Raw genomic sequence first — 13,724 nt, forward strand, 5'->3', positions numbered from 1 at the left:
CTCTCTCACCCGCGAAGGCCCGGCCATGCTGCTCAATTTCTTCTACGCGCTGCGCGCAGCCAAGCTGCCCGTCTCGGTGAAGGAATACCTGACGCTGCTCGAATCGCTGAAGGCCGGGCTGATCTCGCCGTCGATCGACGCGTTCTACTTCCTCGCACGGATGACGCTCGTCAAGGACGAGCAGTACTTCGACAAGTTCGACCAGGCGTTCGGCGCGTATTTCCACGGCGTGTCCGCGCTGCCGTCCGAAGCGTTCGACATTCCGCTCGACTGGCTCGAGAAGCGCCTCGAGCGCGAGCTGTCGCCTGAAGAGAAGGCGCAGATCGAGGCGATGGGGGGGCTCGACAAGCTGATGGAGCGCCTGAAGGCACTGCTCGACGAGCAGAAGGAGCGCCACGAAGGCGGCAACAAGTGGATCGGCACCGGCGGCACGTCGCCGTTCGGGCACGGCGGCTACAACCCGGAAGGCGTGCGCATCGGCGGCCCGTCGAACGGCAACCGCACCGCGGTGAAGGTGTGGGAAGCACGCGCGTATCGCGACTACGACGATTCCGTCGAGATCGGCACGCGCAACATCAAGGTCGCGCTGCGGCGGCTGCGCCGCTTCGCGCGCGAAGGCGCCGCCGAGGAGCTCGACCTGCCCGGCACGATCCGCAGCACCGCCGCGAACGCGGGCTGGCTCGACCTGCGGATGGTGCCCGAGCGCCACAACAACGTGAAGGTGCTGATGCTGCTCGACGTCGGCGGCTCGATGGACGATCACATCAAGCGCACCGAAGAGCTGTTCTCCGCCGCGAAGGCCGAATTCAAGCACCTGGAATTCTTCTACTTCCACAACTGCGTGTACGACCACATGTGGAAGAACAACCGCCGCCGCCACTCGGAACGCACCGCGACGTGGGACGTGCTGCACAAGTTCACGCCCGACTACAAGCTGATCTTCGTCGGCGATGCAACGATGAGCCCGTACGAAGTGCTGCAGCCCGGCGGCTCGGTCGAGTACAACAACCCGGAAGCCGGCGCCGTATGGCTGCGCCGCCTCGCCGACCAGTTCCCCCATCATGCATGGCTGAATCCCGAGCCCGAGCGGCTATGGGAATACCGGCAGTCGGTCGCGGTGATCCGCGACCTGCTCGGCCATCGCATGTATCCGCTCACGCTCGCGGGCCTCGAAACCGCGATGCGCGCACTCAGCAAGTAACGCCCCCACCCAGACACGAAGGCCGCGTCCGAGCGGCCTCCCCCCGGAGATAGCATGAACCCCTCGCCCACCGCGAGCGCCAGCCGCGCCGGCGGCCGCCGCTTTTTTGCCGATACGTCCGTCTCGGCCCTCGTCGCCGGCTTCGTCGCGATGATGACGGGCTATACGAGTTCGCTCGTGCTGATGTTCCAGGCCGGCCGCGCCGCCCACCTCACCGATGCGCAGATCTCGTCGTGGATCTGGGCACTGTCGATCGGCATGGCGCTGACGACGATCGGCCTGTCGCTGCGCTTTCGCGCGCCCGTCGTCGTCGCGTGGTCGACGCCCGGCGCCGCGCTGCTGATCGCCTCGCTGCCCGGCGTGCCCTACCCCGAGGCAATCGGCGCATTCGTCGTCTGCGCGGTGCTGCTGACGGCCGTCGGCGTGAGCGGGCTGTTCGACACGCTGATGCGCAAGATTCCGGCCGGCATCGCAGCCGCGCTGCTCGCGGGCATCCTGTTCGAGATCGGCATCGAGATCTTCCGCGCCGCGCAGTTCCAGACGGCGCTCGTGCTCGCGATGTTCTTCACCTACCTGATCGTCAAGCGGCTCGCGCCGCGCTACGCGATCGTGACAACGCTGATCGTCGGCACGGCAGTCGCCGGCGGTCTCGGCCTGCTCGACTTCAGCGGCTTTCACATCGCGTTCGCGAAGCCCGTGTTCACGATGCCCGCGTTCTCGATCGCGTCGATCGTCAGCATCGGCATCCCGCTGTTCGTCGTCGCGATGGCGTCGCAGAACGTGCCGGGCATTGCGGTGCTGCGCGCGGACGGCTATCGGACCCCGTCGTCGCCGCTGATCGCGACCACCGGCCTCGCGTCGCTGCTGCTCGCGCCGTTCGGCTCGCACGGCGTCAACCTCGCGGCGATCACGGCCGCGATCTGCACCGGCCCGGAAGCGCACGAGGATCACGCGAAACGCTACACGGCCGCCGTGTGGTGCGGCACGTTCTACCTGGTCGCGGGGATCTTCGGGGCGACGATCGCCGCGCTGTTCGCGGCGCTGCCGAAGGCGCTCGTCGTGTCGGTCGCGGCGCTCGCGCTGTTCGGCTCGATCATGAGCGGCCTCGCGAACGCGATGCAGGACGTGAAGCAGCGCGAAGCCGCGCTCGTCACGTTCATGGTCACCGCGTCGGGCCTCACGCTGCTGTCGATCGGCTCGGCATTCTGGGGGCTCGTCGCGGGGATCGTCACGCAGGTGATCCTGAACGCGCGCCGCCCCGCGTGACGCGGCACCGCGCCCGCCGCTGCGGCCTTCGGACACGCCAGAACGTGCCCGACACGAATCGGGCCTAGAATAGCGGATCGGAGGCGGTGCCCGGCGCCGCCTCGCTTCGCCGCCGCGTTCGCGCGGCCCGTGAGAACCCGGCGCCTTGCGCCCTTCTTCCGAATCGCCATGACTACCGCACTCGACCAGCTGAAGCAGTACACGACCGTCGTCGCCGACACGGGCGATTTCCAGCAGCTTGCGCAATACCAGCCGCAGGACGCGACCACGAATCCGTCGCTGATCCTGAAAGCCGTCCAGAAGGATGCGTACAAGCCGATCCTCGAGAAAACCGTCCGCGATCATCGCAACGAAAGCACCGATTTCATCATCGACCGCCTGCTGATCGCATTCGGCACCGAGATCCTGAAGCTGATCCCGGGCCGCGTGTCGACCGAGGTCGACGCACGCCTGTCGTTCGATACGCAGCGCTCGATCGACAAGGGCCGCGAACTCATCAAGCTGTACGAAGCAGCCGGCATCGGTCGCGAGCGCATCCTGATCAAGCTCGCGTCGACGTGGGAAGGCATCCGCGCGGCCGAAGTGCTGCAGAAGGAAGGGATCAAGTGCAACATGACCCTGCTTTTCTCGCTCGTGCAGGCTGCTGCATGCGCGGAAGCCGGTGCGCAGTTGATCTCGCCGTTCGTCGGCCGCATCTACGACTGGTTCAAGAAGCAGGCCGGCGCCGAGTGGAATGAAGAGAAGGACGGTGGTGCGAACGATCCGGGCGTGCAGTCGGTGCGCCGCATCTACACGTACTACAAGACGTTCGGCTACACGACCGAAGTGATGGGCGCGAGCTTCCGCACGACCAGCCAGATCACCGAGCTCGCCGGCTGCGACCTGCTGACGATCAGTCCCGATTTGCTGCAGAAGCTGCAGGACAGCAACGAAACGGTCACGCGCAAGCTGTCGCCGGAAGCGCTGCAGGACAAGCCCGCCGCGCGTGTCGCGATCGACGAGGCCGCGTTCCGCTTCCAGCTGAACGACGACGCGATGGCAACCGAAAAGCTCGCCGAAGGCATCCGCGTATTCGCCGCCGATGCGGTGAAGCTCGAGAAGCTGATCGACTCGCTGCGCTGAGCCGCTGAGCCACGACAAGCGTCAGCGGCTGTCAGCAACACTGGCAACAGCCGTCAGCACGCGCGCCGCACACGGCCGCGAACGTCATGTTCGCGGCCGTTTTTAATTTTCATTCCATCGTCAAGCACGCGCACTACAATCCACGTCACGGGTGCGTCGGCCGCTTCCCGAGGCGCTCTTTCCCAGTCAGTCTTGCACGACGCCGATTCCGCGCAGATGCGCAGGCCGGCTCCCCACTACAGGAGACAACGATGCAAGTCCAACCGTACCTGACGTTCTACGGTCGCGCCGAGGAAGCCCTTCAGTTCTACGAAAAGGCACTCGGTGCGAAGACGATGTTCAAGATGCACTTCAAGGACGCGCCGCCGAATCCCGACTACACGATTGCGCCGGAGATCGCCGACAAGGTGATGCACGCGAGCTTCACGATCGGCGACTCGATGATCATGTGCTCGGACGGCGACTGCAGCCAGCCCGGCGGCGGCATGCACGCCGGCTATTCGCTGTCGTTGAACCCGGCGACGGTCGAGGAAGGCCAGAAGCTGTTCGATGCGCTCGCCGACGGCGGCGAAGTGACGATGCCGTTCGGCAAGACGTTCTGGGCGCTCGGCTTCGGGATGGCGAAGGATCGCTTCGGCGTGCACTGGATGGTCAACGTCGAGGATCTCTCGCAGCGCGAGAACCTCGCGGAGCGCGCGCAGGGATAACACGAAAGACAAAGCCCGCCACCTTGCCGGTGGCGGGCTTTTTCATTGCGTGGCCGTGCAGGCGGCGTCAGCCTTCCACCACGTCGAGATAGTCCTCCGGCCGCGTGCGATCCTCCGCATGCGCCATGCCCATCACGCGCACCAGCACGCTCACCGCCACCGCCACCACCAGGTTCACGACCAGCGACCACACGGCCGCGTAGCCGGGAATCGCAAGGCCGAACAGGTGGATCGTGAAGATCGAGCTGGCCAGCTTCAGCGAGATCGCCATCCACGTGCCGCACACGATGCCTGCCGCCCAGCCGGCCAGCAGGCCGCGATGGTCGAGCACGCGCGTGTACAGGCCGAGCACGATCGCCGGCAGCGTCTGGATGATCCAGATCCCGCCGAGCAGCTGCAGCTGGATCGCGTAGGTCAGCGGCAACCCGAGGATGAACGCCACCGCGCCGACCTTCACGATCAGCGACACCAGCTTCGCGACGTGCGTTTCCTGCTCGTGCGACATGTTGCGGTTCACGAACTCGCGGTGAATATTGCGCGTGTAGAGGTTCGCGGCCGCGATCGACATGATGGCCGCCGGCACCAGCGCGCCGATGCCGATCGCCGCGAACGCGACGCCGACGAACCACGACGGGAAATACTGGAGGAACAGCGCGGGCACCGCGAAGTTCGGGCCGAACGCCTTGAAGTACGGCGCGTACTGCGGCATGTCCTTCACGCCCGATGCGAGCGCCATGTAGCCGAGCAGCGCCAGCAGGCCGAGCACGAACGAATACGCCGGCAGCATCGCCATGTTGCGGCGGATCGAGTTGCCGGACGACGACGACAGGATCGCCGTCACCGAGTGCGGATACAGGAACAGCGCGAGCGCCGAGCCGATCGCGAGCGTCGCGTACGCGCTGTAGCCGTTCAGGCTCATCGCGTCGGGCGCCTTCAGCAGCAGCTTCGCGGGCGGCACGCTCGCGAAGATGTGCCCGAAGCCGCCGAGCTTCGCCGGAATCACGATGACCGCCGCGGCGATCGTGATGTAGATCAGGATGTCCTTGACGATCGCGATCATCGCGGGCGCGCGCAGGCCCGACGTGTACGTGTACGCGGCGAGGATCGCGAACGCGATGATCAGCGGCAGGTCGCCGACGAAGCCGGTCGTGTCGAAGCCGAGCGCACCGATCACCACCTCGATGCCGACGAGCTGCAGCGCGATATACGGCATCGTCGCGACGATGCCCGTCACCGCGATCGCGAGCGCGAGCATCCGGCTGCCGTAGCGCGCGTTGACAAAGTCGGCGGCCGTCACGTAGCCGTGCCGCTTCGCGATGCTCCACAGCTTCGGAAACACGACGAACGCGAACGGATAGATCAGGATCGTGTACGGCAGCGCGAAGAAGCCCATCGCGCCGGCGCCGAACACGAGTGCGGGCACCGCGACGAACGTGTAGGCCGTGTAGAGGTCGCCGCCGAGCAGGAACCACGTGACGATCGTGCCGAAGCGGCGGCCGCCGAGGCCCCATTCGTCGAGATGGGCGAGATCGCCGCGCCGCCAGTTCGCGGCCAGGAAACCGATGATCGTGACGCCGATGAACAGCAGCACGAAGACGAAGGTTGCGCCGAGATTCATCGCGCACCTCCCTGCGGGCCGCTCGCCTTCCACGCGTTCTTGGTCTTGAAGTACACGAACGCAGTGATCACCGCGCTAATGAAGACCCAAAGCAGCTGGTACCAGTAGAAAAACGGAAAACCCAACCATTGCGGTTCGATCTTGCTGTACGACGGTACCCAGACCATCGCAATCAGCGGCAGTACCAGCAGCCAGAGCCAGCGCTTGGCGGCCCGGTTGGCGTCGGCATCGTGAGCCATGACGTCTCCTCATCTTTCCCGGTTATCGATCTTGTTGAGCGGGTACGGCGCCGAGAGGAGCGCAAAACGGGTAGGCTGCGGCTCCCCTGGCTTCGCGCCAGTATAGGAGCCGCTCGCACGCGGTCAAGCAGGGGCGAACCCGAGGTGATCCGCCCCTTGTCGCGTGGTTGCACCGGCATGCCGTCGGTGCATGAAGCGTCAGATCGCGAACGCGGTGTCGCGTGCGCCGGTCGTTTCTTTCAAGGCTTTCACCCACTTGCGCGCGGGCAGCTTCAGCGTGTCCTCGATCAGCTTCGCGCGTTCGTCGAGCTGCGCGAACGACACGTCGAGCGCGGGGCCCGAGAACGCGATCGCGATCCGGTTGCCGTCATGCACTTCCGGCAGCGCGATCACGCGGTGGTCGAACGCCGCGTTCAGGTGCTTCATGTTGCGCACGAAGCTCGGATGATCGCCGAACAGGTTGATCGTCGCGATGCCAGCATCCGCGAGGCAGCCGCGCACCGCACGGTAGAACGCGACGCTGTCGAGCACGGGGCCGCGCGCGGTCGCGTCGTACAGGTCGATCTGGATCGCGCCCGTCGTGCCGCGGTTGGCCGGGTCGTTGACGAAATCCCACGCGTCGGCTTCATGCACGGCGAGGCGTGCATCGTCGGGCGGCAGCGCGAACATCGTGCGCGCGGCGACGATCACGGCCGGGTTCAGCTCGACGGCCTCGACCTTCGCGTGCGGCAGGAAGCGGTGCGAGAACTTGGTCAGCGCGCCGGTGCCGAGCCCGAGCTGGACGATCCGCTCGGGCGTTTCGAGGAACAGTAGCCACGCCATCATCTGCTGTGCGTATTCGAGCTCGATATGCAGCGGCTTCGAGATCCGCATCGCGCCCTGCACCCATTCGGTACCGAAGTGCAGGAAGCGCACGCCGCCCTCTTCCGAGAACGTGACGGGCGCGAAGCGCGGTTTGCGCGGGGCTTCGAGCACCGGTACGTCGTCGTGTTCGTCGATCTCCGGGCGGCGCTTCACGCGCGGCGGCTGGAGTTTGTCGGAGCCGTTGTACGCGGACGGCTTGCTGCGCTTGGACGCGCGCGCCTCGGCGGACGCGCGCTTGATCAGTCGGGTCATGTGTGAATCTCGCTGGGTGAAGCTGGTTTTAGCGGACGAGAGGATAGCATTGGTGGAGGGCTGGAGCCGCCGGCGATACTCGGCCGATCAGCCGACTTGCAGCCATCGGCAACGTGGACGATAATGCATCGCAATTGCGATGCACTGAGGTCAATGATGAAAACCGCCACTTTTCCGTCGGTTCGGGTCGAACCGGAACTGCGCGACGCCGCCGAAGACGTCCTTCAGGAAGGCGAAACGCTGTCGAGTTTCGTCGAGCAATCGATCCGCGAAGGCATCGAACGCCGCCGTCTCCAAAGTGAATTTATTGCACGCGGCCTTGCGTCACGGGACGAGGCCCGCCGTACTGGCGAATATGTGTCGTCTTCCGAGGTTCTCGAGCGGCTGGGTCGACGGCTCGACTCACTCCGTGACAGGAAGCGTCAGGCTCGATGACGTATACGGTTCGCTTTACGCTTGCGGCAACCGATGATCTGGACCGACTCTATGCGTTCGTCGTCGATCGGGACGAGGCCGATGTCGACGTGGCCGAGCGCGCGCTGGCGGCCATTGCTTCGGGCATCGCTACGCTCGAATCGTCTCCGTTCACCTGCCGTAAAGTCCATCCGTCGATGCCGTTTCTGCGGGAGTTGATCATCCCGTTCGGTGCGTCCGGTTATGTTGCATTGTTCGAAATCGACGACAGCCATACGGTGACGATCCTTGCCGTACGTCACCAGCGGGAAAGCGACTACCATTGACGACGAGGTACCCCATGAAATTGACCGACAAGAAGATCTGGTTCCCGGCGAAACGCTACGGCTGGGGATGGGGGTTGCCGGTCGCGTGGCAGGGCTGGGTCGTGTTGTCGGTTTATCTTTTAGGGATCGTCGCAAGCGCATGGCTGGTACCGCCGGACAGGTTACCTTACGCCTATGCCACGTGCATCGCGGTGCTCTCCATCGTGCTAATTGGCGTATGCTGGATGAAAGGGGAAAAACCGAGATGGAGACGGGGAAGCGACAACTGAATCAATGTCGCACTCAAAGTCGACACGAGAATGACGCTAGGCAAAACGCCCTATGAGAGCGCGAACCTATAGATACCTCCCAGCAACCAACACAGTCGGAAGGTACTTGGGTAAAGATCCAATCACGTCCCGAGTCCCCCTTCTGTCGTACGACACGTGGCACTCCAGCGATGGGCCCTGAAATACCAAAATCCACACTTCCGCTCGAGATCGATCGTCTAACTCTTCCTCTTGTTCTGCGGTACACTTTCAATCTTCCACAAGAAAATCAACTTCCCAAAAAAAGCGAGGACAACCAAGATGTCGTTAAAGAAAGATGTCGACTCCAAAAGACGCGAAATATCATCTGACAATCTGTCCATGTCGATCGGCGAACTCCTAAACCTCTACAAAGAGAAGGAGCTTGACATTCACCCTGAATTTCAACGCGTCTACCGTTGGGGAATTCAGCAGAAATCTCGCCTCATCGAGTCCCTTCTCCTTGGCATCCCACTTCCATCGCTTTATGTGGCAACAAATGATTCCGGTGTCTGGGAAGTAATCGACGGCGTTCAACGACTTTCGACAATATTCGAGTTTATGGGTGAATTAAAAGGCCCCAGCGACTCTGACAGCGATGATCTTGAGTTGAAAGATCCTCTTAAATTGGAAGGAACCAAACATCTCCCCAGCCTCAACGATGTTGAGTTCCAGACAATGGATCACGCTCTTCGTCTTGAATTTAAGCGTACTCGACTGGATATAAAAGTTCTAGCCCGGGAGCAAGGCGCATCTACAGGAAAATTTGATCTGTTTGAGAGATTGAACACCTACGGCGAACCTTTATCCCCGCAAGAACTTCGAAACTGTGTTTTGGTAAGTCTGAATCCCAAAAGATTTAGATGGCTTAAATCGCTTGCAGAGAATCAAAATTTCCGGTCATGCACGCTTCTTAGCGAATCTCAGATCGCCGAAAAATATGACATGGATCTCGCCCTACGATTTGTGATACTTAGGGATGCCCATCCAAAATCCATTGGCGACGTTCACGAGTATCTTCGAGATCAGATGGAAAAGATTGCCATCGACGAGAATTTTGACGAAGAAGCCGAGGCGAAAATATTTTCGGATATGTTCGAATTTCTCGACAGCAGCTCAGGTGGCAACATCTTCCGACATTGGAATAGTACTCAGAACTCATTCCGCGGGGGGTTTTCGCTGGCAGCATACGAAGGGTTTGGCCTAGCCGTTGGCCGCCACTGGAGCCAAATAGATAAAGTTAAATCCAAAATAGATATCCCGGAACTTATCAAGAAGCTTTGGAGTACCGACGCCTACCGCGGAAGTTTTTCTGGATTACGAGCCAGAGAAAGAATGGCACGAGTAACACCAACTGCGGAAAAATTGATAAAAGACTCGCTAACCCGCATAAAAACCCGAAGCACCCCAACAAAGAAAGCGGTTGCCCGGAAAAGCAAATAGCCAACTATCCTGAGAGCCCAAAAATGAGTGCGCGCACTGCCGAAGAATTTCAAGCGAAAATCGCGCGAGAGCTGGCCTGGCGGAAACGGGAGATAACCGGAATGCGGCTATCCGCGCGTCGATCCGATAGCGAAAGAAACTATTTTTTTCGCGCAGGATTAGTTTTACTGTGTGCCCACTGGGAGGGATTTCTCCGAAAATCCATTGAGATATATTTTGATCATGTATTTTCACAAAGATTGAGAATTAGGGAATTAACTCCGAATTTCGTTGCAGCCGCATTTTTTGCAGATGTTCAACGTGCAGGAAAAACCGATTATCCAGGCAGCTCTGAGACCCATGGTCGACTAGCCCAACGAATTTTGATGGGGCTTGATGAAATTTGTACCCACTCGACCTGGGATGCAAAAACTGAGGGAAACCCGGGTACTGAAGTTCTCACGCGACTTCTATCTTCGGCAGGGGTCAATCCTCAACTTGGATTGGATGCTGCAACGTGGTCGACCACAAAAATATTCATTGACGAACAAGTTGTACGTGATCGCCATCGCGTAGCGCACGGCGAGGGATTTAGGTTATCCAGATTTGAATTCCTCGAACGATCAGAGAGAATTTTGCATCTACTGGATCGAATAAGTAATGAATTTATCAATGCAGCAGAAAATAAAACATACAAAGCTGCCGCATAAAACATAAGGCCCATTATACGGGCCTTATGTTCCACCAGTACAGACTCCAACACATCTGATTCGCTTGATGTTTGCCGCAACCCGCAAGCATTACATTGAAAGACATTGCCACCTGCCAGAGTCACCGCCCAACTAATTTGGGCCAGCTAAGCGCCGCTATCGCAATCTTTATAAGGCAATTCGACATCGATTTCATCAATACTGAATCACTTCAGCCGTAAATTCCCCGCCACTGCGCAAGCTTCTGCTCGAACGACAGCATCGCATTCGCCGGGCTCGACGACGGCAGCACGAGCGTGTCGTATCCGGCCTGACCGATCACCTCGGCAAACCGCCCCGCCGTCTTCCCGTTGAAACACACTTTCTTCAGCAACGGCGCATGCTCGCGCAACGACGCGAAGTCGTTCGGCTTCGCATTGCGGATCGCGGAATCGAGACTGCCTTGCCGATGGCACGCATCGAGCACGTCCCAGATGCCGATGCCGTGCTTCAACACGCGCTCGAGCCGCGCGTCATACGCGAGTTCATGCAGCCCCGGCTCGCCGAGCACCGCACCCAACAATCGCCAGAACTGGTTGCGCGGATGCGCGTAATACTGCGCGGCATCGAGCGACGCCTCGCCCGGAAAACTGCCGAGGATCATCGTGTGCGTATTCGCCGCGACGACCGGCGGAAAACCCCGCAACATCACGCGCCCCCGTCCGGGCCGCCCGAGCGCGGCCCGTCGCCGTGCGCATCGAGATGGCGCCACAGCGCCGGCAGCATGCACTCGGTGACCATCAACGGCTTGCCGTGACGCTGGAACACCGAGCGCCGCGCGACGAACGAATGCGGCGCACGCGCGCCGCCAAGCGCGTGGCTCGCCAGCGCATACAGCGGATGGCCGGCGATCACGCGCCGGCTGACGAGCGCCGAACGCTCGACCTGCGGATCGCTGTACAGCAACTCCGCCAGCGGCCGTGTGCGCAGCCGCCGCATCGCCTGCCACACGCCCTTGCTGGCCGCGAGCGGCGCGATGCTGTGCGCGGCAACATACGGCGTGCCGTCGACCGACAGGATCACCTCGCGCACCCACATCGGTGCGCGCGGCGCACTGGCGAGCGCGTCCGGCTCGTCGAACCATGGACAATCGACGGCCTCGCGCGTCACGCGCACGGCCACGCGGCCGAGCCGCGCGAGGTGCGCGGTCAGCGATCCGCCGCGCGTCAGCCAGTCACGCTGATCGAGCGTGCAGCCAGGCCGCGGCGTCTCGCGCCAGCCGGCCTGAGCGCCGTCGAATCGCATCCGCGTGTTCACGCGGCGCGCGACAGCAGCAGCGCGTTGGTCCGCTTCACGAAGCTTGCCGGATCGTCGAGCATGCCGCCTTCGGCCAGCAGCGCCTGATCGAACAGCAGATGGCACCAGTCGCCGAAATCGGCGCTGTCGGCGTTCAACTGCTTCACGAGCGCGTGCTCCGGGTTGATCTCGAGGATCGGCTGCATCGCCGGCGCGTTCTGACCCGCCGCCTTCAGCATGCGCTGCAGGTAGCCGCTCATGTCGTTGTCGTCCGCGACGAGGCACGACGGCGAATCGGTCAGGCGGAACGTGACGCGCACTTCCTTCACCTTGTCGCCGAGCGCTTCCTTCATCTTCTCGACCACCGGCTTGATCGCCTCGCCCGCCTGCTCCTGCGCCTTCTTCTCCTCGTCGTTCAGTTCGCCGAGATCGAGGTCGCCACGCGCCACGCTCGCGAGCGGCTTGCCGTCGAATTCGTGCAGGAACGACAGCATCCATTCGTCGACGCGGTCGGTCAGCAGCAGCACCTCGACGCCCTTCTTGCGGAACACTTCCAGATGCGGGCTGTTCTTCGCGGCCTGCCACGTATCGGCGGTCACGTAGTAGATCTTGCTCTGCTCGGGCTTCATGCGCGACACGTAGTCGGCGAGCGACACGTCCTGCGCGTCGGTGTCGGCGTGCGTCGACGCGAAGCGCAGCAGCTTCGCGATGCGCTCGCGGTTCGCGTGATCCTCGCCGAGGCCTTCCTTCAGCACCTGGCCGAACGCGCCCCAGAACGTCTTGTACTTCTCCTTGCCGGCATCCTCTTCCGCATTCGCGAGCTCTTCGAGCATCGACAGCGCACGCTTCGTCACGCCTTCGCGGATCGCCTTCACGTCGCGGCTTTCCTGCAGGATTTCACGCGACACGTTCAGCGGCAGGTCGGCCGAATCGACGACACCCTTCACGAAACGCAGGTATTGCGGCAGCAGCTGCTCGGCGTCGTCCATGATGAACACGCGCTTCACGTACAGCTTCAGGCCGCCGCGATAGTCGCGGTTCCACAGGTCGAACGGCGCGTGCGACGGCACGAACAGCAGTTGCGTGTATTCGCTGCGGCCCTCGACGCGGTTATGCGTCCACGTGAGCGGATCCTGGTGGTCGTGCGCGATGTGCTGGTAGAACTGCGTGTACTGCTCGTCGGTGACGTCGCTCTTCGACCGCGTCCACAGCGCGCTCGCCTGGTTGACGGTCTCGTCCTCGTCCTTCAGGACCATCTCGCCCTTTTCCTGATCCCATTCTTCCTTCTGCATCAGGATCGGCAGCGCGATGTGGTCGGAATACTTCTGGATGATCGACTTCAGGCGGTGCGACGACAGCAGGTCGTCCTCGCCTTCGCGCAGGTGCAGCGTGATCGTCGTGCCGCGCTGCGCGCGCTCGATCGCGTCGATCGTGAAATCGCCCTCGCCCGCGCTTTCCCAGCGCACGGCTTCGCTCGCCGGCAGGCCCGCGCGACGCGTCTCGACGGTGATCTTGTCGGCGACGATGAAGCCCGAGTAGAAACCGACGCCGAACTGGCCGATCAGCGCCGCATCCTTCTGCTGGTCGCCGGACAGCTTCGTGAAGAACTCCTTGGTGCCCGAGCGCGCGATCGTGCCGAGGTTCGCGATCGCTTCGTCGCGGCTCATGCCGATGCCGTTGTCGTCGATCGTGATCGTGCGCGCGGCCTTGTCGTAGCCGATGCGGATGCGCAGGTTCGGATCGTTCTCGTACAGCGCGTTGTCCGCGAGCGCTTCGAAACGCAGCTTGTCGACCGCGTCGGACGCATTCGACACCAGTTCGCGCAGGAAGATTTCCTTGTTGCTGTAGAGCGAATGGATCATCAGGTGGAGGAGTTGCTTGACCTCTGCCTGAAAGCTCATCGTTTCGTGTGCCATGGATGCTGTTTCCTCTTACTTGAACTGGAAAAGGGTGACGCCGGCGCCCGGCGCGCGATGCCGGCGGACCCGTCAAGGACGACCGCGTGGCGCCAGCGGTTTGCG

At 62.1% G+C, this 13,724-nt stretch carries 15 protein-coding genes; 9 read left to right on the plus strand and 6 right to left on the minus strand.

Annotation, left to right across the window (positions count from 1 at the left end):
• Positions 1-25: 25 nt before the first annotated feature.
• From CFB41_RS12390 to CFB41_RS12405, 4 genes are all read left to right on the plus strand, one after another.
• A complete protein-coding gene (locus tag CFB41_RS12390; protein ID WP_089456681.1) occupies positions 26-1,201 on the plus strand; it encodes a VWA domain-containing protein in 1,176 nt (391 codons plus the stop codon).
• A gap of 54 nt (positions 1,202-1,255) precedes the next feature.
• Entirely contained in the window at positions 1,256-2,467 is a 1,212-nt protein-coding gene (locus CFB41_RS12395) for a benzoate/H(+) symporter BenE family transporter (RefSeq protein WP_089456682.1), read from the plus strand.
• A gap of 168 nt (positions 2,468-2,635) precedes the next feature.
• On the plus strand, positions 2,636-3,589 hold the full coding sequence (tal, locus tag CFB41_RS12400; protein ID WP_089456683.1) for a transaldolase: 954 nt from the start codon (positions 2,636-2,638) through the stop codon (positions 3,587-3,589).
• Between the two features lie 251 nt (positions 3,590-3,840).
• On the plus strand, positions 3,841-4,296 hold the full coding sequence (locus CFB41_RS12405; RefSeq protein ID WP_089456684.1) for a VOC family protein: 456 nt from the start codon (positions 3,841-3,843) through the stop codon (positions 4,294-4,296).
• A 67-nt stretch (positions 4,297-4,363) separates the two neighbouring features.
• Here CFB41_RS12405 and mctP read toward each other — a convergent pair whose 3' ends face one another.
• From mctP to CFB41_RS12420, 3 genes are all read right to left on the minus strand, one after another.
• A complete protein-coding gene (mctP, locus tag CFB41_RS12410; RefSeq protein WP_089456685.1) occupies positions 4,364-5,914 on the minus strand; it encodes a monocarboxylate uptake permease MctP in 1,551 nt (516 codons plus the stop codon).
• The gene (locus tag CFB41_RS12415) at positions 5,911-6,153 is read right to left on the minus strand and encodes a DUF3311 domain-containing protein (RefSeq protein WP_011352801.1); all 243 of its coding nucleotides are present in this window, start codon (positions 6,151-6,153) and stop codon (positions 5,911-5,913) included. The genes mctP and CFB41_RS12415 overlap by 4 nt, the downstream gene beginning before the upstream one ends.
• Before the next feature lie 198 nt (positions 6,154-6,351).
• On the minus strand, positions 6,352-7,269 hold the full coding sequence (locus CFB41_RS12420; protein WP_089456686.1) for a spermidine synthase: 918 nt from the start codon (positions 7,267-7,269) through the stop codon (positions 6,352-6,354).
• Positions 7,270-7,425: 156 nt separating this feature from the next.
• Here CFB41_RS12420 and CFB41_RS12425 point away from each other — a divergent pair, with 156 nt between their 5' ends.
• The 5 genes from CFB41_RS12425 to CFB41_RS37300 all read left to right on the plus strand — a co-directional run bounded on the left by CFB41_RS12425 (position 7,426) and on the right by CFB41_RS37300 (position 10,428).
• Positions 7,426-7,704 (plus strand): YlcI/YnfO family protein, encoded by a 279-nt coding sequence (locus tag CFB41_RS12425; RefSeq protein WP_089457179.1) that lies wholly within the window; start codon positions 7,426-7,428, stop codon positions 7,702-7,704.
• Positions 7,701-8,009 (plus strand): type II toxin-antitoxin system RelE/ParE family toxin, encoded by a 309-nt coding sequence (locus CFB41_RS12430; RefSeq protein WP_089426040.1) that lies wholly within the window; start codon positions 7,701-7,703, stop codon positions 8,007-8,009. The genes CFB41_RS12425 and CFB41_RS12430 overlap by 4 nt, the downstream gene beginning before the upstream one ends.
• Before the next feature lie 14 nt (positions 8,010-8,023).
• Positions 8,024-8,278, plus strand: a complete 255-nt coding sequence (locus tag CFB41_RS12435) for a hypothetical protein (RefSeq protein ID WP_089456687.1) — start codon at positions 8,024-8,026, stop codon at positions 8,276-8,278.
• 300 nt (positions 8,279-8,578) lie between these two features.
• Positions 8,579-9,739: a DUF262 domain-containing protein gene (locus tag CFB41_RS12440; RefSeq protein ID WP_089456688.1), complete on the plus strand. Its 1,161-nt coding sequence runs from the start codon at positions 8,579-8,581 to the stop codon at positions 9,737-9,739.
• A gap of 23 nt (positions 9,740-9,762) precedes the next feature.
• Positions 9,763-10,428, plus strand: a complete 666-nt coding sequence (locus CFB41_RS37300) for an MAE_28990/MAE_18760 family HEPN-like nuclease (RefSeq protein ID WP_144029913.1) — start codon at positions 9,763-9,765, stop codon at positions 10,426-10,428.
• Positions 10,429-10,639: 211 nt separating this feature from the next.
• On the opposite strand, the gene CFB41_RS12445 is transcribed toward CFB41_RS37300, so the two are convergent.
• The 3 genes from CFB41_RS12445 to htpG are packed head-to-tail and all read right to left on the minus strand — an operon-like array spanning position 10,640 to position 13,619.
• Positions 10,640-11,116, minus strand: coding sequence for a DNA-deoxyinosine glycosylase (locus tag CFB41_RS12445; RefSeq protein ID WP_089456689.1), 477 nt, complete (start codon positions 11,114-11,116; stop codon positions 10,640-10,642).
• Positions 11,116-11,712 (minus strand): chorismate lyase, encoded by a 597-nt coding sequence (locus CFB41_RS12450; RefSeq protein WP_089457180.1) that lies wholly within the window; start codon positions 11,710-11,712, stop codon positions 11,116-11,118. The genes CFB41_RS12445 and CFB41_RS12450 overlap by 1 nt, the downstream gene beginning before the upstream one ends.
• A gap of 8 nt (positions 11,713-11,720) precedes the next feature.
• On the minus strand, positions 11,721-13,619 hold the full coding sequence (gene htpG / locus CFB41_RS12455; RefSeq protein ID WP_089456690.1) for a molecular chaperone HtpG: 1,899 nt from the start codon (positions 13,617-13,619) through the stop codon (positions 11,721-11,723).
• Positions 13,620-13,724: the final 105 nt, after the last annotated feature.

The sequence above is a fragment of the Burkholderia sp. AU33803 genome, from assembly GCF_002223095.1.
In the GTDB taxonomy this organism is placed as follows: domain Bacteria; phylum Pseudomonadota; class Gammaproteobacteria; order Burkholderiales; family Burkholderiaceae; genus Burkholderia.